The organism is Bdellovibrio bacteriovorus, assembly GCF_001592735.1.
GTDB lineage: Bacteria > Bdellovibrionota > Bdellovibrionia > Bdellovibrionales > Bdellovibrionaceae > Bdellovibrio > Bdellovibrio bacteriovorus_D.
This window is the reverse complement of sequence record NZ_LUKE01000001.1, coordinates 444,787-468,118: the sequence shown is the minus strand read 5'-3', so window position 1 is coordinate 468,118 and position 23,332 is coordinate 444,787. Positions and strand designations below refer to the sequence as shown.

At 45.0% G+C, this 23,332-nt stretch carries 23 protein-coding genes; 15 read left to right on the top strand and 8 right to left on the bottom strand.

Annotated elements, in window-relative coordinates; translation table 11 throughout:
- Positions 1-17 precede the first annotated feature (17 nt).
- The 9 genes from secE (at position 18) to AZI86_RS02210 (ending at position 8,547) form a co-directional block, all read left to right on the top strand.
- On the top strand, positions 18-395 hold the full coding sequence (gene secE, locus AZI86_RS02250; protein WP_061833478.1) for a preprotein translocase subunit SecE: 378 nt from the start codon (positions 18-20) through the stop codon (positions 393-395).
- A 9-nt stretch (positions 396-404) separates the two neighbouring features.
- The gene (gene nusG, locus AZI86_RS02245; protein ID WP_061833477.1) at positions 405-938 is read left to right on the top strand and encodes a transcription termination/antitermination protein NusG; all 534 of its coding nucleotides are present in this window, start codon (positions 405-407) and stop codon (positions 936-938) included.
- 127 nt (positions 939-1,065) lie between these two features.
- Positions 1,066-1,488, top strand: a complete 423-nt coding sequence (gene rplK / locus AZI86_RS02240) for a 50S ribosomal protein L11 (protein WP_061833476.1) — start codon at positions 1,066-1,068, stop codon at positions 1,486-1,488.
- 12 nt (positions 1,489-1,500) lie between these two features.
- Positions 1,501-2,211 (top strand): 50S ribosomal protein L1, encoded by a 711-nt coding sequence (gene rplA / locus AZI86_RS02235; RefSeq protein ID WP_061833475.1) that lies wholly within the window; start codon positions 1,501-1,503, stop codon positions 2,209-2,211.
- 284 nt (positions 2,212-2,495) lie between these two features.
- The gene (gene rplJ, locus AZI86_RS02230) at positions 2,496-3,020 is read left to right on the top strand and encodes a 50S ribosomal protein L10 (RefSeq protein ID WP_253715580.1); all 525 of its coding nucleotides are present in this window, start codon (positions 2,496-2,498) and stop codon (positions 3,018-3,020) included.
- Positions 3,021-3,083: 63 nt separating this feature from the next.
- Positions 3,084-3,452, top strand: coding sequence for a 50S ribosomal protein L7/L12 (gene rplL / locus AZI86_RS02225; protein WP_061833473.1), 369 nt, complete (start codon positions 3,084-3,086; stop codon positions 3,450-3,452).
- Between the two features lie 258 nt (positions 3,453-3,710).
- Positions 3,711-4,109: a DoxX family protein gene (locus tag AZI86_RS02220; RefSeq protein ID WP_061833472.1), complete on the top strand. Its 399-nt coding sequence runs from the start codon at positions 3,711-3,713 to the stop codon at positions 4,107-4,109.
- 68 nt (positions 4,110-4,177) lie between these two features.
- On the top strand, positions 4,178-5,437 hold the full coding sequence (locus AZI86_RS02215; RefSeq protein WP_061833471.1) for a TolC family protein: 1,260 nt from the start codon (positions 4,178-4,180) through the stop codon (positions 5,435-5,437).
- Complete coding sequence (locus tag AZI86_RS02210; RefSeq protein WP_061833470.1) at positions 5,437-8,547, top strand: efflux RND transporter permease subunit; 3,111 nt, start codon at positions 5,437-5,439, stop codon at positions 8,545-8,547. Before AZI86_RS02215 ends, AZI86_RS02210 begins: the two co-directional genes overlap by 1 nt.
- A gap of 67 nt (positions 8,548-8,614) precedes the next feature.
- On the opposite strand, the gene AZI86_RS02205 is transcribed toward AZI86_RS02210, so the two are convergent.
- Complete coding sequence (locus tag AZI86_RS02205) at positions 8,615-9,463, bottom strand: alpha/beta hydrolase (RefSeq protein ID WP_081111756.1); 849 nt, start codon at positions 9,461-9,463, stop codon at positions 8,615-8,617.
- A 43-nt stretch (positions 9,464-9,506) separates the two neighbouring features.
- On the opposite strand from AZI86_RS02205, the gene AZI86_RS02200 reads away from it, so the two are divergent.
- Positions 9,507-11,402 carry an Lnb N-terminal periplasmic domain-containing protein gene (locus AZI86_RS02200; RefSeq protein ID WP_061833468.1) on the top strand — a complete coding sequence of 632 codons (1,896 nt, stop codon included), beginning with the start codon at positions 9,507-9,509 and terminating at the stop codon, positions 11,400-11,402.
- A gap of 62 nt (positions 11,403-11,464) precedes the next feature.
- Positions 11,465-11,917, top strand: a complete 453-nt coding sequence (locus tag AZI86_RS02195) for a DUF3015 family protein (RefSeq protein ID WP_061833467.1) — start codon at positions 11,465-11,467, stop codon at positions 11,915-11,917.
- Between the two features lie 73 nt (positions 11,918-11,990).
- On the opposite strand, the gene AZI86_RS02190 is transcribed toward AZI86_RS02195, so the two are convergent.
- The 5 genes from AZI86_RS02190 to AZI86_RS02170 all read right to left on the bottom strand — a co-directional run bounded on the left by AZI86_RS02190 (position 11,991) and on the right by AZI86_RS02170 (position 16,374).
- Positions 11,991-13,193, bottom strand: a complete 1,203-nt coding sequence (locus AZI86_RS02190) for a hypothetical protein (RefSeq protein ID WP_061833466.1) — start codon at positions 13,191-13,193, stop codon at positions 11,991-11,993.
- 3 nt (positions 13,194-13,196) lie between these two features.
- On the bottom strand, positions 13,197-13,544 hold the full coding sequence (locus AZI86_RS02185) for a hypothetical protein (RefSeq protein WP_061833465.1): 348 nt from the start codon (positions 13,542-13,544) through the stop codon (positions 13,197-13,199).
- A gap of 179 nt (positions 13,545-13,723) precedes the next feature.
- Entirely contained in the window at positions 13,724-14,038 is a 315-nt protein-coding gene (locus AZI86_RS02180) for a hypothetical protein (protein WP_061833464.1), read from the bottom strand.
- A 216-nt stretch (positions 14,039-14,254) separates the two neighbouring features.
- On the bottom strand, positions 14,255-14,857 hold the full coding sequence (locus AZI86_RS02175) for a DJ-1/PfpI family protein (RefSeq protein WP_061833463.1): 603 nt from the start codon (positions 14,855-14,857) through the stop codon (positions 14,255-14,257).
- Between the two features lie 38 nt (positions 14,858-14,895).
- The gene (locus AZI86_RS02170; protein WP_061833462.1) at positions 14,896-16,374 is read right to left on the bottom strand and encodes a hypothetical protein; all 1,479 of its coding nucleotides are present in this window, start codon (positions 16,372-16,374) and stop codon (positions 14,896-14,898) included.
- 124 nt (positions 16,375-16,498) lie between these two features.
- Between AZI86_RS02170 and AZI86_RS02165 the strand changes: the two genes are divergently transcribed.
- Positions 16,499-18,313: a monovalent cation:proton antiporter-2 (CPA2) family protein gene (locus AZI86_RS02165; RefSeq protein WP_061833461.1), complete on the top strand. Its 1,815-nt coding sequence runs from the start codon at positions 16,499-16,501 to the stop codon at positions 18,311-18,313.
- On the opposite strand, the gene AZI86_RS02160 is transcribed toward AZI86_RS02165, so the two are convergent.
- Both AZI86_RS02160 and AZI86_RS02155 read right to left on the bottom strand, forming a co-directional pair.
- Complete coding sequence (locus AZI86_RS02160) at positions 18,310-20,217, bottom strand: Lnb N-terminal periplasmic domain-containing protein (RefSeq protein WP_061833460.1); 1,908 nt, start codon at positions 20,215-20,217, stop codon at positions 18,310-18,312. The genes AZI86_RS02165 and AZI86_RS02160 overlap by 4 nt on opposite strands.
- 29 nt (positions 20,218-20,246) lie before the next feature.
- Positions 20,247-20,696 (bottom strand): DUF3015 family protein, encoded by a 450-nt coding sequence (locus AZI86_RS02155; protein ID WP_061833459.1) that lies wholly within the window; start codon positions 20,694-20,696, stop codon positions 20,247-20,249.
- Positions 20,697-20,939: 243 nt separating this feature from the next.
- Here AZI86_RS02155 and AZI86_RS02150 point away from each other — a divergent pair, with 243 nt between their 5' ends.
- The 3 genes from AZI86_RS02150 to AZI86_RS02140 all read left to right on the top strand — a co-directional run bounded on the left by AZI86_RS02150 (position 20,940) and on the right by AZI86_RS02140 (position 23,327).
- On the top strand, positions 20,940-21,200 hold the full coding sequence (locus AZI86_RS02150; RefSeq protein WP_061833458.1) for a DOPA 4,5-dioxygenase family protein: 261 nt from the start codon (positions 20,940-20,942) through the stop codon (positions 21,198-21,200).
- A gap of 112 nt (positions 21,201-21,312) precedes the next feature.
- Entirely contained in the window at positions 21,313-21,618 is a 306-nt protein-coding gene (locus AZI86_RS02145) for a DUF485 domain-containing protein (RefSeq protein ID WP_061833457.1), read from the top strand.
- Entirely contained in the window at positions 21,618-23,327 is a 1,710-nt protein-coding gene (locus AZI86_RS02140; RefSeq protein WP_061833456.1) for a cation acetate symporter, read from the top strand. Before AZI86_RS02145 ends, AZI86_RS02140 begins: the two co-directional genes overlap by 1 nt.
- The last annotated feature ends 5 nt before the right edge of the window (positions 23,328-23,332 follow it).

Here is a 23,332-nt window from a genome sequence, read left to right as displayed (position 1 = left end):
TTATAAACGGGGAATTAATGGATAAGGCTAACTCTAAGATTTTGACAATCAGCTTTGCTACAGCAGCTATCTTGGTCGCTTTAACAACCTCTCTTCTGATCAAAGCTTTTGCCGGCGCTTTTGGTGTTGTTGCAAGAATGACGGATTCAGATGCTGTAAGACACGGATTCCCGATTGTTTTGGGACTTGTTGTTTTCTCGGTTCTTCAGTTCAATCCAAAAGTTTTGGCTTGGGGTGAAGAAGTAGTTACTGAGGTTCGCAAAATCGTATGGCCTTCTCGTAAAGACGTGACGGCAATGACTATCGCATGTGTGATCATGGTTCTTATTTCAAGCGTGATCATCAGCACATTCGACTTAGTTTCGGGTTTTATCATTAACCACCTTATGAAGTAGGACGGATAGATGGATAAAAAGTGGTACATCGTTAACGTTCAAACTAGCTGTGAAAACACGGCTAAAAAGGCCATCGAAGAAAAGATCAAATCCAATAAAATGGAAGAGTTCTTCGGAGAGATCTTGATCCCTGCGGAAAGCGTCGTGGAGCTCGTAAAAGGCCAAAAACAAACTAAATCACGTAAATTTTTCCCAGGTTATATCTTTGTTCAAATGTTCTTGAACGATGAAACTTGGCATTTGGTTCGTAATTCTTCCAAAGTGACTGGCTTCGTGGGTGGAACTAAAACTCGCCCTCCTGAAGTCCCAGAAGCTGAGGTTTTACGCGTTACGCAACAAATGGCAGGTGTTTCAGAGAAACCGAAACCAAAGGTCAAATTCGCTGTGGGAGAGAATGTAACCGTTATTGACGGTCCATTCAGCAACTTCCAGGGCTCTGTCGAAGAGGTTAACGAGGACAAAGCGAAGCTGAAGGTTCTTGTGAGCATCTTTGGTCGTCCGACCCCAGTAGAATTAGATTATATTCAGGTTGAAAAAAACTAATTAAAGCGCTACATACGTAGAGCTTTAAATATTTAAAAAATATTTAAACGGAATCCTTAGGGATTCCGTTTCTGTTCTGGAATGGGTCCAGAGTGGAAAATTTAATAACCTCCTGCAGGAGTGGGTCATGGCAAAAAAAGTTACAGGAATGATCAAGCTGCAAATACCGGCAGGGAAAGCTAATCCAGCTCCTCCCGTTGGACCGGCACTTGGACAGCACGGGGTAAACATCATGGAATTCTGTAAGCAGTTCAATGCTCGTACGCAAGCATTGGGTGATAGTATTATCCCTATCATCATCACTGTTTACCAAGACAGATCGTTTACTTTCATCACGAAAACACCACCGGTGTCTTCTTTGATCAAAAAGGCGTTGAAATTGGAATCTGGTTCCAAGCAACCTCAAAAAGACAAAGTAGGCAAAATCAATAACGAACAAATCAAGACAATTGCGACAACGAAATTGCCTGATTTGAACTGCTTAAAAGTTGAATCTGCAATGTCACAAGTTGCTGGTACGGCTAAAAGCATGGGCATCGACATCGCATAAGGGTGGTAATCAATGGCAGGAAAGAAATTCGAAGCAGCCTCTAAGAAGGTTGATTCTTCAAAAAAATACTCTGTTGATGAAGCTTTCAAATTGGCTGTAGCAGCTGCTCCAGCAAAATTTGACGAGTCCGTCGACGTAGCAGTTCGTTTAGGTATCGACCCTAAACAATCTGACCAACAAGTTCGTGGCGCGATCTCATTGCCTCACGGTCTTGGTAAAGATGTTAAAGTTGTCGTTTTCGCAAAAGGCCCGAAAGAAGCTGAAGCGAAAAATGCAGGTGCAGACTTCGTAGGCGCTGACGATCTTGTTGCTAAGATCCAAGGCGGCTGGTTGGATTTCGATAAATGTATCGCGACTCCAGACATGATGGCGACTGTTTCTAAAGTTGCTAAAATTCTTGGACCTCGTGGTTTGATGCCGAATCCAAAAATCGGTACTGTCACTATGAACGTGGGCGAAGCTGTAGCTGCTGAGAAAAAAGGTAAGCTAGACTTCCGCGTTGATAAAGCAGGTATCGTTCACGCTAGCGTTGGTAAGAAATCAATGGGCGATGCGAAACTTCGCGACAACTTCATGGTGTTGTTATCAGCACTTGTGAAAGCGAAACCAGCATCTTCTAAAGGTATCTACATGCGCTCTATCTCTGTAGCTTCAACTATGGGACCAGGCGTGAAAATTGAGCCAAACGCAGCAGCAATCGCAGCTGGCGCGGCGACAACGTAATCATTGTTTTTAAATAGGACTTCAGCGTAAGCTGAGGTCCTAAAACTTTAGTAAATACTCCGACGAAGTCGGAGTGCAAAAAGTAAATTGCGATCAGAGACAGTAGGTTTTCATCCTCGAATTTAATCTCTCGACTGTGAGAGGCCTACCGAGATAAGGCAAAAAGTTTTGTAAGCAAATGTTCGATCAACCCATCGAACTTCCTGTGAGCGAACTCCAAACCGTACTGTATCGCACAGTGCTCCCACGAAAGTGGGACAATTCTAATGAAAGGAGGCTCATTTATGATCACTCGCGCAGATAAAGAGCAAGAGATTAAGGTTATTACTGATAAATTCAGTAAGGCTAAAGGAGCTTTCATCGTAGACTTCAAAGGTATCAAAGTTGAGCAAGTGACAAGCTTGCGCAAAAAATTGAATGCCGCTGATTCAGAGATGAAAGTTGTCCGCAACACTCTAGCTAAAAGAGCGTTCAAAGATCACCCGGCTATTGATACAGCATTTGCTAATTCAATGAAAGGTACTAACGCCATCGTATTCTCATACGGTGAAGTGAACGCAACGGCTAAAGCATTGGCTGATTTTGCTAAGGATGTTGAAATCCTTCAAATCAAAACTGGTGTAATGGACGGTGAAGCTTTGGATAGCAACAAGATTAAATTCTTGGCGACTCTTCCAGGCAAAGATCAACTTCGCGCGCAACTATTGGCTACGTTCTTGGCTTCAGGTTCTGCACTTGCAAGATGCTTGAAAGCTTATGGCGAAAAGCTTGGTGGCGGTGCTAGTACTGAAGCGGCTCCACAAGCATAGTGCTTGTTGTTGCCACATGATTTGAATTAATAAATTTATTTATATCCCTTGGAGGATTTTAAAATGTCTCTTTCTAACGATCAATTAATTGAAGCGTTGTCAGCGAAAACTGTTCTTGAAATCGCTGAACTTGTAAAACAACTTGAAGAAAAATGGGGCGTGTCTGCTGCTGCTCCTGTAGCTGCTGCTGGCGCAGGCCCTGCTGCTGCAGTTGAAGAAAAAACTGCTTTTGACGTTATCCTTGTTGACGCTGGCGCCAACAAAATCAACGTTATTAAAGAAGTTCGTGGCTTGACTGGTCTTGGTCTTGCTGAAGCAAAAGCCCTTGTTGAAGCTGGTAACAAAGCTGTTAAAGAAGGCGCGACTAAAGAAGACGCTGAGAAAATCAAAAAAGCTCTTGAAGCTGCGGGCGCGAAAGTTACTGTTAAGTAGTTTTTGCTCTTCTAGTGAAGAACTTGAGAAGCCTCGGGGAAACCCGGGGCTTTTTTTTGTTTCGGGCTCCTGCCCTCAACCCCTTCGGGGCTTGCGCGAAAAAATCCCCTCCTGGGATTTTTTTGCCTTTTGCTAGCAAATGACTTCAAAAAAGCTCGCCTCTTTGAGGCTTGCCGTTGTGATTGGTTAAACTCTTAACTTTTGTAACAACTGTACTTTTAAATTTGGTGTGACATAATTTTTTTGATCGGGGGAATTATGAAATTGTTTTTGCGGTTGTTGATGGGTTCCTTTTTGGTTTTTGCGGGGGTTAGCCACCTTACTTTTGCTCGGGCAGAGTTTTTGGCTCAAGTTCCGGTGTGGCAGCCTTTGGATCCGGATTTTGTTGTTGTGGCTTCGGGGATTGTTGAGATTTTGTTAGGGCTTAGTTTCTTGTTTCTGACTAAATACAAAATTTATGTGGGTATTGTGGGGGCTTTGTTCTTTATTGCTATTTTTCCCGGGAATATTAATCAGTATGTTTATCGGATTGATGCCTTTGGGTTGAATTCGGATACTTCTCGCTTGATTCGTCTTTTCTTTCAACCTGTCTTGGTGGCCTGGGCCCTTTGGTGTACCGATGCCTGGGTCTTCTTGAAAGCTAAATTCCAAAAATAAATTTAATTTCAGAATTATCTTTCAAGAAAATTCGGAGTGCGATTTAATTGTGGGAAGTGAGGTCTCCCATGGTTTTTATCATTGCCCTTTTTCTATCTCAATCTGCGCACGCCATTGGACTTGATCAAGCGGTTCAATCGTCGCTTCAAAAAAATGAAGTTGTTGGTCAAAGCAAAGAACAAGTCGTGCAAGTGGAAGAATTAAAAAAACAAGCTACCGGCTCGGTTTTGCCGACAATTGCTCTTGAGGGTAGTTATTTGATTCAGCCGGAGGTGTCTGACCCGATCGCGGCAGAGTTTTTTCCGGATCGGCAGACAACCGCCAATGTTTCTTTAAATCAACCCTTGTTCCGAGGGCTCAGAGAATTCGCGGCGATTCGTCGTCAGAATAGTTTGGTCGCTGCTCAAAAACAGACTTTCATGGTTGAGGTGATGGCGCTTTATCAAAAAGTGGCTGATAGCTACATGGAAGTACTGTCTTTAGAGCAAGACATCCGCAACATTGAAGCTCAGCGGGGAATCTATCAAGACCGGGTGAAAGATCTGCAAGCGCGGTCACGCCGTGGGGAGTCCAGTGGTAATGAGGCATTCCAAGCGCAATCGACATCGGCCGCATTAGATGCAGAATTTCAAATTCAATCGGGAAAATTAAAAACGGCGCGCGAAAACTTCGCGTTTTTAACTGGTTTGCCCGTGGATACGAAACTTGATGATGTGCCAGAAAATGTGGTGATGACTTTGCAACCGCTCTCTGACTATTTAGCAAAAGTTGAAGATCGTCCAGATGTAAAAGTAAAAAAACAGCAAACAGAAGCTTCTAATGAAGAGGTTTCTTTTGCGAAGGGTGCTCACTGGCCAACGTTGGATCTTACGGCCAATTATTATTTGATTCGTCCTGAAGGTTTTACCGAAGATCTTAAGTGGGATGTGCTTTTGAAAATGAAGTTGCCGCTTTACGAAGGCGGAACGACGCAATCGAAAGTACGTGAAGCGGCTTCGAAAAGAGCGGGCGCAGATTTAGCATTAAATGAAGCTCGTCGCAAAGCAGAAGCGGAAATCAAATCATTGCATGAGTCCTTACGCTTACGTGCGGATCAAATTAAATATCTAAAACTTTCGGCCGAACTGGCGGAAAAAAATTATAAATTTCTTTTGCGTGATTCTCGTCGTGGTTTAGCTCGCAGTACCGATGTGCAAGTGGGTTTAACCGAATACCGTGGCCAGAAACGCGCTTACGATGCTGCTCGCTATCAGGCGCAATTAGAACGCATTCGTCTTGATTTAGCATCGGCAAACATCCCTTCTATTTTGACTAAGGAACTGGAATAATGACACTTTCTGATTTATCAATTCGTAAACCCGTCTTTGCCTGGATGTTGATGTTCGGGCTTATCGTTTTCGGAGCGATCAGCTTCACTCGCATGGGTGTCAGTGAAATGCCCGATGTTGAATTTCCGATCATCGCGTTGACCGCTCGGTATGAAGGGGCGGCCCCCGAGGTGATGGAAGCCGACGTCGTCGATCCTTTAGAAGACGTTCTTATCAGTATCCAAGGTATTAAAAATATCACTTCGAAATCTCGCGTGGGCGTCGCCGAAATCACTTTAGAGTTTGATTTAAATCGCGACATTGATGCGGCTTTCCAGGATGTGCAAGCTAAAATTTCGCAGGTCCAAGAAATGTTGCCGACCGGAACCGATCCGATCACGGCGATGAAGATTGCGATCTCTGAGTTTCCAATCATGTGGATTTCTGTGACCAGCGAAAATATGCCGCTGAATGATTTGATGATCTTTGTTAAAAACGACATCCGTGATCGTATTACGACTGTTCCGGGCGTGGGCAACTTATGGATGCCCGGATACTTAGAGCCGAATCTGCGCGTGTGGGTAAAAAACGAAGATCTTAAGCGCTATGCACTCTCGGTTTCTGATGTGGTGGCCAACATTCAAGCTGAACATCAAGAACCTCCTTCCGGCCGGACTGAGTACGATAAAAAAGAATATAGCTTGCGTACCTTAGGGGAAGAAAAAACGGTTGAAGGCTTTTCGAAGCTTTTAATTAATTCTCGCGGAGGCGGACCGAACTTTGCCCCCGTGCCTTTAAATCGCGTGGCCAAAGTTGAAGAAGGCACTGTCGACGTGCTGCAATTTGCTAGAACCAATGGCGATCCGGCCGTTGGCTTAGGAGTGGTCAAGCAGCGGGGGGCGAATGCGGTTTCTGTCGCGCAAGCGGTGAAAGTTCGTATTGCCGAAATTCAAAAATCACTGCCTGAAGGCACAAAAATCATGGTGAACTTTGACGGAACAAAATTCGTTGAAGAGTCTGTGCATGAACTGATCCTGACCCTGGTATTAGCGGCTCTATTGACGTCGCTGGTTTGTTGGATGTTCATCGGTTCTTGGTCTTCGACGTTTAACGTTTTGTTGGCAATTCCGACATCGGTCCTGGGAAGTTTTATCATTCTTTACTTTGCTAACTTCACACTAAATATCTTTACGTTGTTAGGGTTGAGCTTGGCCATCGGTATCGTCGTCGACGATGCGATCATGGTTTTAGAAAATATCATTCGTCATCGCGAAAAAGGTTTAAAGCGTCGTCAAGCCGCGCTGGTCGGCGCGCGCGAGATCACCTTTGCGGCGATGGCAGCCTCCGTTTCCCTTGTAGCGATCTTCTTACCGATCGCGTTCATGGAAGGTATCATCGGACGTTTCTTGTTTGAGTTCGGGGTGACGTTAAGTGCGGCGGTGATGATTTCATTGTTGGAAGCTTTAACATTAACCCCGATGCGTGCCGCACAGTTCAAAGGAGACATCGAACGTACCAGTCGTTTTGGTCGTTTCTTTGAAGAAAGTTTTAAACGTTTACGTGCGTTTTACTTGCGCACCTTAACGAAAAGCTTAAATCACCGCTGGAAAGTGGTACTCGCATCTGTTGTGTTCTTTGCTTTAAGTTTCATGTCGGCGGGGCTTCTGCGCGGAGAATTCCAACCAGCGCAAGATCAAAGTATGTTGATGATTCAAATGACCAATCCTCCGGGCACGGCGATCACTTTGACCAATGAGCGAGTCAAGGTCGTGGAAGACTACCTAAAAAGCCGTTCTGAAGTGCAGTCTTATTTTGTGGCCGCCGGTGGCTTCACGGGGGGTGAAACGAATTCCGCGATGCTGTTTGTCGAGTTAAAACCCAAAGGTCAACGTGGTGTGGATGAAAAAACAAAAAAAGAATTAAGCCAACAGCAATTTATCGAAGTGGTTCGTACTTACCTAAATGAAAAACTGCCCGAGGCCAAACCCCAGGTGCAGGATCCGTCCACCCAAGGTTTTGGCGGGGGTGGAGGCAGTGGTTTCCCGGTTGAATTTACAATTCAGGGACCAGAGTGGGCCGAGCTCGGCAAAATGGCCGAAAAGATCATGGAAGAGGTCAAAGCTAAGAAAGTCATGACCGATGTGAATTCAGATCTTTTAACGGGGGCCCCCGAAGTGCAAATCGTTCCGAATCGTCAAAAAGCCTCTGAGCGAGGGGTGCAAGTGGCGGCTATTGGCGCGGTGGTAAACGCGGCACTGGGCGGGGCGATCGCGGGCTCCTATGAAAAAGGCGGTCACCGTTATGATATTCGGGTCAAGATGATCGAAGATGGCAAATCACCAAAAGATCGCATCATGGGTCTTTCCGTGCGTAATAATCGCGGTGAGTTGGTACCAATATCGTCGGTTGTAGATATCAAAGAAAACACGGTGGCGTCGTCGATTTCAAGAAAAAATCGTGAGCGTGCGATTTCTATTTTCGGAAATATGGGGGAAGGATTAAGCCAGCAACAAAGTCTGACGAAAGCTGAAGAAATTGCGAAATCAGTTCTTAAAGAAGGTTACACATTTAAGCTGAGCGGTTCGGCCGAAGAATTCACAAAAAGCTTTGTGGGTCTTTTAATTGCGCTAGTGCTTGGATTTGTGGTTGCTTACATGGTGTTGGCTTCGCAGTTTAATAGCTTTATCGATCCATTCACGGTCTTTGTGGCCTTACCGTTTAGTTTCTCGGGTGCATTTTTGGGACTTTTGATCGGAAATCAGTCATTGAACTTATTCAGTATGATCGGTTTGATCTTATTGATGGGTATCGTGAAAAAGAATTCGATCTTACTTGTGGACTTTACGAATCAAGTGCGTGACGAGGAAGGTAAAGAGGTTCGCGAGGCCTTGCTAGAAGCCTGCCCGAATCGGCTTCGTCCGATCTTGATGACCTCGATTGCCACGATTGCTGGCGCGGTGCCTGCCGCTTTAAGTTTCGGCCCGGGGGCCGAGGCTCGTCAACCGATGGCGATTGCGGTGATCGGTGGGGTTTTGGTTTCAACGATCTTAACTCTGTATGTGGTGCCCAGCGTGTATAGTTTGTTATCTCGCTTTAGTCATCGTCATCACGAGGAAGCCGAAGAAGCATAATCAAAAAAAAAGGCGTCGCAATGACGCCTTTTTTATTTCTAAGTATGAGTTTCAAATATCAGCAAAATTATCTGCAAGAAGTGGCAAGCTTATCTAAAAATCTTTTTTGGAAGTCAGCTCCGTCACTGCCAAAAAAAGCCCGGATATGAAGTCCGTTAGGAACGCGCCAAAATTCTTTAGGCTCTTTGGCAGCATTAAAGACATCTTCGCCGTTACTGAGAGGCACCACGCGATCCGCGTCTCCGTGCATGACTAATAAAGGTGTTGGGGAAATCTTATCGATCCGATCTGTGGCGGAATAGCTTTCACCGACCGTCACCAAAGGCACCCACTGTAAGGGCCACGTCCACCAGCGTCCCGCTAAAAGTCTTTGACCTACTTTTTTATAAGATTTAAAGGTGCTTTCCACCGCGACTAAGCACAGGGGGATCTTACCTTGATTTTGAGCGGCCGTATAAAGGGCAATATTGCCCCCCAAGCTTTGACCAAAAACGACTAATGGAACTTGTGGCGATTTTTTGGAAAGCCACTCTAGCGCCATTTGGCCTGCCTCGGTGGTGGATTTTTGAGTGGGTTCACCTTCGCTGCCGCCATAGCCGGGATAGTCAAAAATAAAATAGTCGTAACCGTGTTTTAAAATCCAGTGCAGCATTAAAAAGTGCGAACTGATATTTTCTGCGTTGCCGTGAAAGAAAAGAATTTTAGCTTTGGGTTTGTCAGCACCTTTAAAGTACCAACCGATCAGCTTTTTACCGTCTTGATTTTTAAATTCAACTTGTTCGGGCTTCGGGTCTACTTTTTTTAGATCCACATACATGTATTGGGTAGGATAATAAAATAAATGCCCACAACCACTCAAAGTGAGTGTCATTACTATGCCCAGTGTCGATAAGGACCAGTGACAGTATGATTTCATGGCATTAACCTAACAATGTTTGTTCAGGTTGTGGAGGCTTTCTTTGAAATTTATTCTGCTATTAATTTTAGTGATGTCGTTTCAAAAGACGTGGGCCTTCATGTCAGACGAAGCACAGATCGATAAAGTTTCTCAGTCCACGGCATGGTTGCGTCTTTTGCATTACGAAAAAACATGGAACGGCTATCAAAGCCAGCTCGACGGGAAAGGTTTTTTCTTTGCCGAAGGCGGGGACACGGATCCCAAGGCCGAGCTGCAAGCGTCTTTTAAAGATATTATCGAAAACACGAAGATCGTGGGGAAATTTAAATTGACTCCACGCTGTGCTTTTCCGGAACGCACAAGATTTTTAAATGAGACATTTCATTTGCAGCTAAAACCGGTGGCTTGTCCCGTGTTTGAATCTTTTATGGGGCGCTTCCATAACCCTCAGGGGTTGAGCTTGGTTTTTTCAAGTGCCTATCCCAATAATCCTGCGTCTATGTTCGGACATACTTTTTTGAAAATAAAATCAGATCGCGATACCGATTTATTGGATAACGGCGTAAATTTCGCGGCCGCGGTGGCCGATGACGAAAACCCTTTCGCCTTTATGTATTTTGGGGTCACGGGCGGTTACCCGGGGCAATGGTCGGTTCAGCCTTATTATGTCAAAGTGCGGGAATACGTGAATTTTGAAAGCCGAGAGCTTTGGGAGTATGAATTTAACTTCACCCCTGAAGAAACACGTCGATTGTTGGCCCATTTGTGGGAAATTGAAACCAACACCTATTTTGATTACTATTTTTTCGATGAAAACTGTTCCTATCAAGTTTTAAAAGCTATCGAGGCGATCAAGCCGGACTGGAATTTAGATCATCACAAGATTTACATGATTCCCGGTGAAAGTATCAAATTCGCCCTTAGGCAAGAAGGTGTTTTAAAGTCGGTAAAATATCGACCGTCTTTGTACAAAAAAATGTGGCAAAGATATTCGGGGCTGACAAAAGATGAAAAGAACATTTTCAAAAGCCTTACGGGTAAGAAGATTTCGGTTGACCAAATTTCTTCTCGCCCGGTTTTAGATTCAGCAGTCCTTTATTTAGATTATTTAAAAAGCGAAGATAAAGATCTTTTCGAGGGCCAGTTAAAAGATCTCCATCAACAAGTTTTGCAGCGACGGGCCCAATTAGGAGTGGCGACGATCGAAGAAGAAAAACGTTTCCCTGAGCTCACTGGAACCACGAGGCCTGATTGGGGCCATGACTCATATTATTGGTCATGGGGTGGTGGACATCGCCAGTATCAACCCTCGCAAGATGAAACCTTCACGCGATTGCGTCTGCGTTCTTCGTATCATGATCTCTTAAACCATGATTTGGGTTACAGTCCTTTTTCACAGATTGAATTTCCTTCGGTTGAGTTTCAATACAATGACCGAAATCGCGAATTTCATATTGAAGAAGTTTTGGGCTTGGCCACCACTTCGCTGACCCCGGTCAATGATTTACGGACGCCGATCAGCTATCGGATGTCGGTGGGAATGAAAACCGATCGTGAATACATCCGCTGTGATGAATGTTCGATTGTCAGTGGTGAAGCGGGGGGCGGGATGACGTTTGCGTCCTCGCAAGATCGCGCATGGTTTTACACATTAATTTTAGCCAAGATTGATTTAGCTGATCACCTCATGAAGGGGTATGCCTACAGCCCGGGCTTAGAAATGGGTCTTCTTTTCAATCCGGTCGATAAATATAAAGCGCAGCTTGAGGTCAGATATTTTTGCGACGTGAACGCGTTTGATGATTGCCGAAATTCGACATCTTACGCTTTTCGCCAGTCCTTTAGTCTGGGACGCAATCAAGAACTGCGAAACATAAATCTTTGGGTGACGCCGGATTCGCGGGTCGGCAATTCTTATTGGGAAGCTTCTTTGAGCTTCATTCAGTTTTTCAATTGACTGATTGCAAGCGCAAGTAAAAGCTAATTAGCGGATATGTTTTAACACAACAAGGAGATCACATGAAAAATCTAGTATTGGCATTCTTAGCAGCGACTGTAATGGCTTCATTTGCAAACGCAGGCGATCGTTTGGATGGTTGCGGTCTTGGATGGCAAGTCACTGACAAAAAAACTTACACGGCGACAACAACTCGCGGAACAACAAACGCCTTCGTTCCTCCCACTTTCGGTATGACGACTGGAACAATGGGTTGTGATAAATTGGATGTTGGCGCTAACGACCGTGAAGCTTCTGACTATGTTGCTACTAACTTTGACTCTTTGAAATCTGAGTTGGCGGCAGGCCGTGGTGAGTACGTAACGGCTCTTGCTTCAGCAATGGGTTGCAAAGCTTCTGCTGACATGATTGGTAACCGTCTTCAACAAAACTACAACAACGTAGTGGCTCCAGCGCAAAACGCTTCAGAACTTTTCAGCAATATCAAAGCTGATGTTTCTGGTCTTTGCATCTAATGTTTAAGTTCGCTTAAAAAGAAAAGCCACGGGAATCCCGTGGCTTTTTTTGTTTCTAAAACTCTCTTCAGAACTAGTAGTTCCCGCTTTGCAGTAAGGAATAGCCAATAAAGGCATTGGCAATATAAGACATCGTCGTATCGTTGGTGGCATCCGGAGAGTTCTTTCTTAAATCAATTGAGATATACTGAAATGAACAGCCGCGAATGCCTGAACATTTTAATTGTTTTCCAAGTGAATAAGGGAAGTAAGAAATCTGGGCATCGTAAGCCGCTTTCATTTTGTTCATACAATCATTTTGGCCCGCGACTTTCGAATAAGAACCGCAGATAGCGTGATAAACCATTTGTTCAAATACGGCGGGATTTTGCAAAGCTCCTTTGCGCGCAAATGGCGCGATGGAAGCAATGATGGCTTCGGCTTGCGCTGCCTGACAGCGAGCAGAAGGGATCGTCGCGGCACAAATTGGTTTTACGAACGGTAACCACGCGGCATCGGGTGATTTATGAACGTGCATGTGGTACGGAGCTGCTTCGGGTTTTAACGTAAAGCAAGTTCCTTCCGAACACTTTTGCGGAACCTCAAAGCTGTTATCGATTTTACCGGGATGAACATCGTCGGAGGCTTGACCACCTTCGATGGAATCAAAAAGCTCATAGTTCCCATCGGTATTTAAATAATAAAATCCCGTGGAAGTGAAGCTGCCAAAAACGGGAACTCCCCAAGAGGCACTTAAAGCCGGAGCCACATACCATCCGGAGTTACAACCCGCAATACGAGCCCAAGCATGGGGCGCAAATAAAGGACGTAACAGACTCATCAAAGCCGTGTTTTTAAAGTCCATGCGGAAGTCGCCACTTTCAAGCCAGGGTCCTAGGTTCACGCCGTTATGGCCGATGATATCTAAGGTCTGAATACTTGAAGTCGTAGAGGTTAAGATTTGAATCAATTTTCTGGTATCAAGAATGGCAGAGCTTTCTTCAGTGATCGTAAAGCCTAACTTGCGAAGCTCAATTTGCTTGGAGTTACGATAAGGTCCTTGCGCTGGCAAGTTGGTGATAAAAATAAACTGATCATGAGGATAAAGTTCTTCATAGATCTTAAACTGCTGATAACCCACCGACGCAAAAGCTAAACCTTTAGCGGCTACGATGACGTGAGTCGGGCGAGCCGGGTGCCAGCTGCTAGCAGATTTCTGCGCGACGATCGCCGCCAAAGAAATACTACAAGTGAGCGAAACCAAAAATCCGATAAAGACACACGCAGCTCGTAACATAGTTTATCCTTTGCAAGGAGGGATGTTCACCCATTGACGACAGCCCTCTGGGGTCGCATCAAGACTGTCATCTAAACATTTTGTCGCAACATAACCAAAAATGATCTGTTTATTTTTTTTATCGACTTTGATGAAGGTATTGTTTTTTTCGATATCCTCGACCAGCCAGCGTCGCATTTTTGTTTGGACAGCATACGGATTTCCAACATAACAAACATTGTAAATCCCTACGAAAGAAGTGGAATCTGCGACTTGGCCCTTTTGATGGCCTTCGACAAAGATCAAATCTCCACTGGACGCCGAGGCGGCAACCGACATCATCAGTACTACAGAAGCAATAATGCTTTTCATAAAGACTCCCATTTTTTGGATTCCCAGTCTTACCACGAGAACGCGAGCTTTCGAGGTTAAGTTTTGAAAGCAAGAAGGTCTTTCAAGGCTGTTTACTAGTTAGACGATATCCATCCAAACTAAAAAAGCCTCTAGGTATGGATCCCAGAGGCTTTGAGTCGCTTTTAGCTTGATCTAAATTAATTGCACACTGATTTAGAAAGAGAAAGGCCGTCAAAACCTTTGTCCGCTGCAGACGGGTTGAAGCCGAATTCGCTATAGGCAATGCGGGCGTTGAAAGCGCAGCCGTTGTTAGTCGTGATCGTATAGCGGTTATTTGCATTTTCAACTGCGGTGAAGGCCGTTCCACCGAGGTAGGCAACGCGTGCTTTTATGCCAGCGTGGTTTTTTACGTAAGCAGTTTTAGCTTGAGAGATTTCAGTCCAAGAAGGACGAGCCGCGTGAGCAGAAACACCGGCAACCAATACGGTCATAGCAACGATGAGCTTTTTCATTTTCATTCCTTTTCTGGCCGCGGGGCCAGAGGTTATTTAAAATATCGTTTCAATGGAATGGGTTATAACGCAGTGTTTTTGGGGTTTCAATGCAAATGTGAGTATACTCGCATTTGTGAAAAAATGTAATAGAATTAGATAGTTGGCTAATAATTATTTTGATCATCCCTCACATTTAATGAGAAACGAAGTTCCTGTCTATATATAAGCGCAGAGCTAGGACCCTTGGTCCCAAAACTCTGGCGGAGGGGTCACTGCATTTTTAAAAAGCTCGAACCAGTGTTTACGATAATCCGCGGTGAACATCTTTAAGTGATTCATCACTGCTTGAGTAAACTCTATCGCGCCGACTCCAGAAGCTGTAATAAGATTGCCGTCAGCGACAGCTAATTTTTTTGAATAAAATTTTTCGCCACTATAAGTGGGAACGAGTTGTTTCAACAGGTCTAAGTTGTTGCTGGTGTGGGGTCGATTATCTAAAAGACCAATGCGTGCTAAGGCGACCGTGGCCGCGCAAATTCCGGCGACTAAAACATTTTCTTTAATGAGTTTGCCAGTAAGCTCCAAGACTTTTTGATTTTGCTTGGGATCAGGCCATGAATCACTGCCCACCAGAATCAAAGCCTCGATACTTCCCGGTTCAACTTCCTGAATGCTTCTTTCGGGCACGACACTTAAGCCTCCTATGCTGCGTACACTTTCCCCGGTGGCGGAGGCGATGATCACTTTTTTATGGGCCTGGCGAAGTTCAGGTAAAAGGAAAGCTCCTTCCCAATCAGCAAAACCTTCGGGCAAATAGACGACGATAGATTTTTCCATTTTGACCTCCACATCTTCCAAGAAATTAAGCCGCAGTTTTAAAAGCTGGTCAAAGGATGAACCGGATTAATTTTATTTTTCTTCATGTGGTCGACGACATCTCGCAGATCCTGCGGTTTTTCAACGCGGATAAGTGTGATGCTGCGAGCAGTAGTATCTTGATAACTAAATATCTGTCGAGGTTTCATGTTTAAAAACATTTTACTTTGCGTGCCCAGTTCCGGCAGCTGTGCTAAGGCCTTCTTTAGATTTTCGCGGCTATTTCCTGAAAAAATAAACATAACGGAAAAGTTTGGTTTTGTTTTGATGCTTGCAATGGTGGCCTTATTAGTCAGCGGTGAAGAAACGCCGATGCCCGCAATCGAAAAGTTTTTTCTAAGCAGGCGAATGAAGTCGCGCTGATTTGCAACCTCACCGTCACTGGCAATCACAATTCGATTTAAAATATTTGAGTAATCATAAATAGAGTCAGGAAAAAGTTCAGCGAACTTTGTAATCATGTGCTCAGCAAATTCTTGATCTAAAGATTTTCCGGCATCCAGGTATTCGAGAGTCTTGGGGTACAGAGCTTGGGCAAACTTATCGATGATGGGATGATTATACCAATTGTCCTTTTCAAGAACTTTATTTTCTAAAAAATAGGCCCAACCATTTCCCAAGACGGTGGCTAATGTTTCGTTAAGCCAGATGGACGTATAAAGTCGGTAAGGGGACTTGCTGGCGCTAAAATAATTTTCCCATTTTGCCATAGTCTCGGGACTTTGGGCGCCGTAAACGGAATGACATAGTTCATGAAAGACCACGCCAAAGTCTCCGCTGTCTTTTCTCTTTCCACCGACCATAACTCCGTGTTCTTCTATATTACCTAAAGACTGCGATGTCGTGGCGTTGCGGTCATAGTTGTCTACGCGCAAGATGGGATAAAGACCGATAATAAACGGGGTTTCCGCGGGCCAGGAAGCTTCGTAAAACTTTTCGGTTTTTTTAAACATGTCTGACAGCTTTACTCTGCGAGCAATACTTTCAAGATGGCTTTGCATGCCGTAAAGCGTTTGGCTGCTTTTGCGCCAATAAAGTTCTTCATAGATGGGATCAATTTCTTTTAAGGCCGAAAAATAAACTGCATGGGTCGCCATAGGCATCATCCCCATCACTCGTGTGCTAAGATCATCAATGCTTGAAGCAAAAATACTTTGAATATTGATAAAGGTCACTACGTCCATGCTGCCACGACGTTGTAAGGACTTTTCGCTTTCGTATTCAATCCCGGCGTGCAGATCGTTTTGAATAGATTCGATTTTTTTAAGCGCCTCAAGGACTTTGGGTGAATCTTTAAATTTACTGCGTTCTAAAGAAAGTTTTATGTTATCGGAAATATTAGGCTCGCCGGAAACTGCCATCACAAACTTAATCAACCCGTGAGTGCGGCTGACCTTGTATTGAACGGCGACATCGGCAAAAGCAGACGAAAATGAAAACATCATTCCAATGAGTAAAAAGAAAACCTGTTTTTTCATAACTCTATCTTCAATCTTTCTTGTGAAATGGCAACAAAAACCAAAGTTTTTACTACAGAACTCATCGCCAACGTGACAGTCTTAAGACTCGAATTAAAATTTTAGAGTATTGTTGGAGATTCCCATGTCAGCAGAGCTGAGTTCGCACGGTCTTGATAAAATTGTCGTCTTGCTAGTGGCCGCCATCACGATGGTTCCATTGTTCAAAAAAATAGGTCTGGGCTCTGTTTTAGGTTATTTGGTTGCGGGATTGATTGTCGGACCTTTTGGTTTGCGCCTGTTTCGTGACGCTGGCTCTGTTCTGCATATCGCGGAAATGGGAGTAGTCATGTTCCTTTTTGTTATCGGTTTGGAAATGCGTCCTAAGCATCTGTGGAGTTTACGCAAAGATATTTTCGGTCTGGGGGCATTGCAGATATTTACCTGTATCGGTGCATTGACCTTGTTAGGTTTAGTCAGTGGATATTCGTTAGCCTTTTCGCTTTTGGGGGCTGCGGGTTTTGTGATGACCTCGACGGCGATTGTATTTCAGTTCTTGGCCGAAAGAAAACAGCTGGCGGATCCACCAGGTGAAAAAATAGTTTCGATTCTTTTATTTGAAGATCTTTTGATCGTGCCTTTGTTAGCGATTGTTGCGTTGGCGTCGCAAAGTACCGGCGGCGGACAAGAGGTGGGGAGCTCTGGAGTGTGGGGAATTGTTTTCCCGATTGCGGCCATGGTGGGTTTAATTGTGGTGGGAATTTGGCTCTTGAATCCCTTTTTCCGAATTCTTTCTTTGGCAAAATCAAGAGAGGTGATGACGGCGGCCGCGTTGCTCGTGGTTTTAGGGACCGCTTTAGCAATGCAATTGAGCGGACTTTCCATGGCGATGGGAGCATTTTTGGCCGGGGTTTTTTTGGCGGAATCGACTTTCCGTCATCAGATCGAAGCCGATATTGAACCTTTCCGTGGTCTGCTTTTAGGTTTGTTCTTTATGGCTGTCGGTATGTCTTTAGACTTAAGCGTTGTCTATGCAAACCTACATTTTGTTTTAGCTGCCGTCGTGGCGATGATGGCGGTGAAGGCGGCATGCGTTTATGCGGTTGCGAGAGTCACGGGCTCACCTCATCGCATGTCTATTGAACGTGCGATCCTGATGGCTCAAGGTGGGGAATTTGCCTTTGTTCTTTTTAGCGCCGGCGCTTTTGGAAACTTAATCACTGCAGAGCAGGAGGCGATGTTAACGGCAACGGTGGTGCTGTCGATGGTATTAACACCTCTTGCCGTGATATTGATGTATCGTCTTTTAAAAGACGAAGAAAAATCATTGGACGGAGTGGAAAAGGCCGATGGTCTTTCGGGCAATGTGTTAGTGATTGGTTTTGGACGATTTGGGCAAGTGTTTTGTCAGTTGTTGCTGATGAAAAATGCCGATGTGACGATTATCGATTCCGACGTGGATATCATAAAAAGTGTCAGTCGATTTGGGTTTAAAGTTTATTACGGCGATGGCTCAAGATTGGATGTCCTGCGCGCATCGGGGGCGGGCACGGCCGAGCTTATCGCCATTGCCGTGGACGATAAAGAAGTCGCTAATAAAATTATTGATCTGGTGAAATCCGAATTTCCGTTAGCGAAAATTTTAGTGCGCACTTGGGACCGTACCCACGCTCGTGAAGTAGTAACCAAGGGAGTTGATTTCCAGGTGCGCGAAACTTTTGAGTCGGCCATTGTGTTTGGTGAAGCCTGTTTAAAAACTTTAGGTGTTTCAGATGAAGAAGCGGCGGATGTGGCTCAGCGTATTCGCGATTTGGATGCGGATCGATTTGAGTTAGAACTTGCTGCCGGAAATTCAGATGCAGGTCGCGAAGTTATTCTGGGTAATGTCACGAAACCTGAACCTTTAGTAAAACCTAAGCGGATTCAACCCGAAGGTGCGGTTCAAAGTAGTCCAAGCTAATAATACCAGAAGATCTTACCATCAAGGCGTTGCGTGTTTTGTACATCTTCGCCTTGCAAACGAATGCTGAAAGACTTATTAAGACTTAAATTCACGCCGACAGAATTTTGGCGAAACTCCGTATCGACACCCTTATAATCATAGCGATAATAAGATTCGGCCAAAAAAGAAAACTTGCCGTGATTCCAACGGGCCATGACACTAGGTCCGGCACCCACGCGCCAGGTTTCAATGGCAAAATCAGGACTGGTCATGCCCGTGGCTCGCAACCAAATGGCTAAATCAAGATGACCAAAAAATGTTCTGGTCATACCTGATCCGCCACTGATTTCCGTCCATCGACAAAGACCGGCACAGTTATTTTCATACCCTCGTTCCACGGACACTTTTAAGCGCCACGAAGGACTGTCATTAAAGTCATTCACCGGCGACAAAGAAACCACTTCGTAAATAAGTGCGCGATCCAAAGCCACTTCGTGATTGTCTAGGTTGTAAGAAGCGCTGAAAGATCCCATCGTCATTTCTGCGGTCGGCGGATAGCCGATCTTGGGATCTAAAAGATCATGCAAAGCAAGTTTCATATCTAATAGATAATATTTTTGATTGTTCCATTCTCGGCCACCCAAGCCCCAGCGGCGTGAACCTTGGGCATCGTGAGGAGCCTCACTCCAAGGCTCAGGAACTTTTAAAGTGGGTGTGATGCCGCCGACTTCCGCTCTTTCTGCTAGGACTTGTTTTTTTAAATGAAACTTTCCCGTCTTCATCAAAATTTCTTTGGGATAGCGATAGTCTAAAAAATCCATGGCGGCATCCAAAGTGTGCCGCTGTTCATCTTTAGAAAGGCCGTCTTTTAAATCCGCCAAGTTATTGCTGCGTGAAAATTTATAGAGACGTTTTTTTTCTTCAGAGTTCAAGGTCTGGTAACGAGTTTCAAATAAAGCGCGCACCGAAGGACGATAGTGGATTTTGGTGATCAGTCCTGGGACTTGATTCAAGGTTCCGACGGTATCTGCCGGCATGACTTGGGCTTTTTGTTTGGAGGTGAGGTCAAGGCTGGGGCGCGCCACTTCAAAAATGGAAAGGATGCGGTAGGCGCAATTTTCCGACATATAGTGATAATTAAAATGTGCGCCTAAAAGTTCCCAGATATAGGCGACCACCATCTGGACTTCTTCAGGATTGAAATCCAGGTCGTATTCCCAAAGATCGCGGGACTCAAAGTCATTGTATTCGCGGACTTTATAATAATAAGGATTGATATCAAAGGTTCCCGGCATCAAGCCCGAGAGACCTAAAAAAGAATAAACCAAGGGGTTGTCGGAAACTTTCATCGCGGCATAACCCACACCGTAATCGGACAGCTCATAGCGTTCCCCGTCTCGTGCAGAAGGGGCTTTGTTAATGCGTAAAAAAGTATGTCCAAAAGCCGAAGCAGGATTGTTTAGGTAATAAGAAGAAAAAACATAAGTTAAAGATTTTGGCGCCAGAATTTCGATAAAGCGTTCATAGCGCTCACATGCTGGCGAAGCAAACTTGTGGCCACTGATTTTTTCTATCCAGATTTTACGAGCGGGGAAGACGCACGCGGCTGGTTCTTTATATTTACTATCTTGAGAAGAGACTAAAACTTTTTCGTCGCTGAACGCGGCCAAGGTCGCTAGCAATTCACTTTCAGGATTTTTTTGACCCTGCGGACTTAAAAAGAAAGGTCCGGGTTCAGCACTGCTTTTATATCCACCTAAAAGATTTTTTTCATATTGAATAAGGCGATGCCATTGTAAATGTTCAGCCCATTTTTCATTTTTAGCGCGAGTGATCAGGGACTCTGTCGGGGGCGGAACTTGAGCCGTAGCTACAGAGCAAAAAACAAAGAACGTAAGAAAAGAAAAAAGCCCCATTTCCATGGGGCTTTTAGTGTGCTTAAGAAACACTCTTAGCCTTGGCAGCTTTGCGCCAAAACTTGGATTTTTTCAGAAGAATCTGTGCCTGGAGCATAGATTGATTTGTAGTTTTGTTGAAGAGTTGAACCGAATTGAGCGTCACAGCCCAACATGTTATTCAATGTGCTCAAAGTTTCGCCTTGGCCACGAGCAATGTCGCTTTCAAGAGCTACGGCATTTGATTGGATGAAAGAGTTCACTTCCGCTTTTGCGAAAAGACCTTTACCGCAGTTTGAAGTACCAGAAGTGATACCGAAAGTTTGAACGCCAGTACCGTTCAAAGTTGCAGCGATAACTTGCATAGCGCCTTCTTCTTTACCGAAAACCATTGAACCAAGACCGCAACCAGCAGTTCCGTAAACGCCATCGCCTTTAAGACCTTTTTGTGCGTTTGCTGTCATAGAGAAGCCCACCATAGCAAGAGCAATAACTAGAAGTTTCATTTTTTCTCCTTTATTTTTCGACCTCATTGTCGAGTTAAGTAGTTTTAAGTCTGAATACAGACCCACTTAAAATCAAACTCAAACGCGCCGCCATGAGGTCCGGAAGCGGAGCGTCTGAAGTAAGGAAATAGTGTCAACAGGCAAGGTCAACTCCTTTTCACCTGGGGAGCGAACCCTTGTTTTCCGGAAGATAATTCGTTAAAGGGATTTGTGACTTAAAAAAACTACATCGTAAATTCTAAATTGTTGCCGGCAGGATTTCCTCGAGAATTTGATGCGCATTTTTATTTTGACCTCTCATCAAAAGAAAGGGCCGAAGAATTGCTTCAAAGGGCGATCGAAGAGTTTCGTGATCAAAAAGTTTTTGTCGGCCAGCTGATTCCCGAAGCCATCGGTCCTCATCCAACACCGATGTTTGAAATCAATTTCCCGAAAAGTCTTTTTACTGATGTCGTCGTGTGGTTGATGCACGAACGGAAAGGCCTTTCGATCTTAGTGGGCTAGTTTGCCTAGGATTACATTAACTTTAGGAAAGACTTCTTATTATATAGTTTGTTTAGTCGGGGGCGCCGTGATTTAATTTTAGCAGCTACATAACATTGCTAAAGGGAGCCTCATGGACCACAAATCTGTACGCGCCATCTCTGAAAATCCGACCTACCAACACTTAGTTAAAACCAGATCACGATATGCTTGGACCTTAACGGCGATCCTTATGGTTGTCTTTTATGGTTACATTTATCTTGTCGCCTTTCATCGCGAAATCATGGCGCAAAGAATTGGTGAAGGAGTCATGACTCTTTCGATTCCGCTAGGGATAGGGGTGATTGTGTTTACGGTTCTGATCACCGGAGTGTATGTACGTAAGGCAAACGCGGACTTTGATAAATGGACTCGTGAAGTGAAAGAGAGCATCAAGTAATGAAAAATTCAAAATTATTATCCTTGGTTGTGATCTTTGCTGCTCAAACGGCGCAGGCCGCGGGCGGTGACCTTGGGCAGCTTGAAAAGCAAGCGACAAATTGGACGGCAATTTCTATGTTCGCCATTTTCGTGGTGGCCACTTTGTGGATTACGAAATGGGCCGCCGCTAAGACTCGTTCGGCGGCCGATTTTTATACGGCCGGTGGCGGGATCACGGGATTTCAGAATGGCTTAGCGATCGCGGGCGACTTTATGTCGGCGGCCTCCTTTTTGGGAATTTCTGCCGCAGTTATGGCCAGCGGCTATGATGGGTTGATTTACTCCATCGGGTTTTTAGTGGGTTGGCCGATTTTAACTTTCTTGATGGCCGAAAAATTACGCAACTTAGGCAAATTCACTTTCGCCGATGTGGCGGCTTATCGATTCAGTCAAGTTCCTATCAGAACTTTTGCGGCGTCGGGAACTTTGGTCGTCGTGGCTTTCTATTTGATTGCGCAGATGGTGGGTGCAGGGCAATTGATCAAACTTCTTTTCGGATTAGAATATTGGATCGCGGTTGTTATCGTGGGCATCTTGATGATGGTGTATGTGCTTTTTGGCGGAATGACGGCGACCACGTGGGTGCAAATTATTAAGGCCGGACTTTTGCTTTCGGGTGCATCTTTTATGGCCTTCATGGTTTTATACCACTACGGATTTTCGTTAGAGGCGCTCTTTGCCGATGCTATTCGCATTAAAACAGAGGCGGCTCAAGCCGCGGGATCTAGTGGTGAAGAAGCGATTTCTAAAGGCGTTTCTATTATGGCGCCCGGAAATTTTGTGAAGGATCCGATTTCCACAATTTCTTTTGGTATGGCCTTGATGTTTGGAACTGCCGGTTTGCCGCATATCTTGATGCGTTTCTTTACTGTTCCAGATGCAAAAGAAGCAAGAAAATCTGTTTTCTGGGCGACGACCTGGATTGGGTATTTCTATATTCTTACTTTCATTATCGGCTTCGGGGCGATTGTTTTGGTTTCGTCCAATCCTAACTTCTTAGATTCTAAAGGCGGACTGCTAGGTGGCGGCAATATGGCGGCTGTTCATTTGGCCACGGCTGTTGGTGGGAATGTGTTTCTTGGATTTATTTCAGCGGTCGCGTTTGCGACGATCTTGGCCGTTGTTGCGGGTCTTACTTTGTCCGGAGCTTCGGCCGTGTCGCATGATCTTTATTCAACGGTCATAAAAAAAGGAAAAGCCAACTCGGCCTCAGAGCTGAAAGTGTCACGGTTGACGACGATCGCTCTGGGAGTTGTGGCGGTTCTTTTAGGGATTGTTTTTGAAAAACAAAATATCGCCTTCATGGTGTCCTTAGCTTTTGCCGTGGCTGCTTCGGCGAATTTTCCGGTTTTATTTATGTCGGTCCTTTGGAAAGGTTGCACCACGCGAGGGGCTTTTTGCGGAGGCTTTGCGGGACTTATTACGGCCGTGGTCCTCACAGTTTTATCTCCTTCGGTGTGGGAAGCCACATTGGGAAATCCTGCGGGAAGTGCGCCGTTTCCTTACACTTCGCCCGCGATTTTTTCGATGCCTTTAGCTTTCGTATTGATTTGGTTGGTGTCACTTACAGACCGCAGTGCGCGGGCCGAACAGGATAAAGCCGGATTCTTAGCGCAGTCAGTGCGATCCGAAACGGGCATCGGGGCGGAGGGGGCTTCGGGACATTAGGAGTG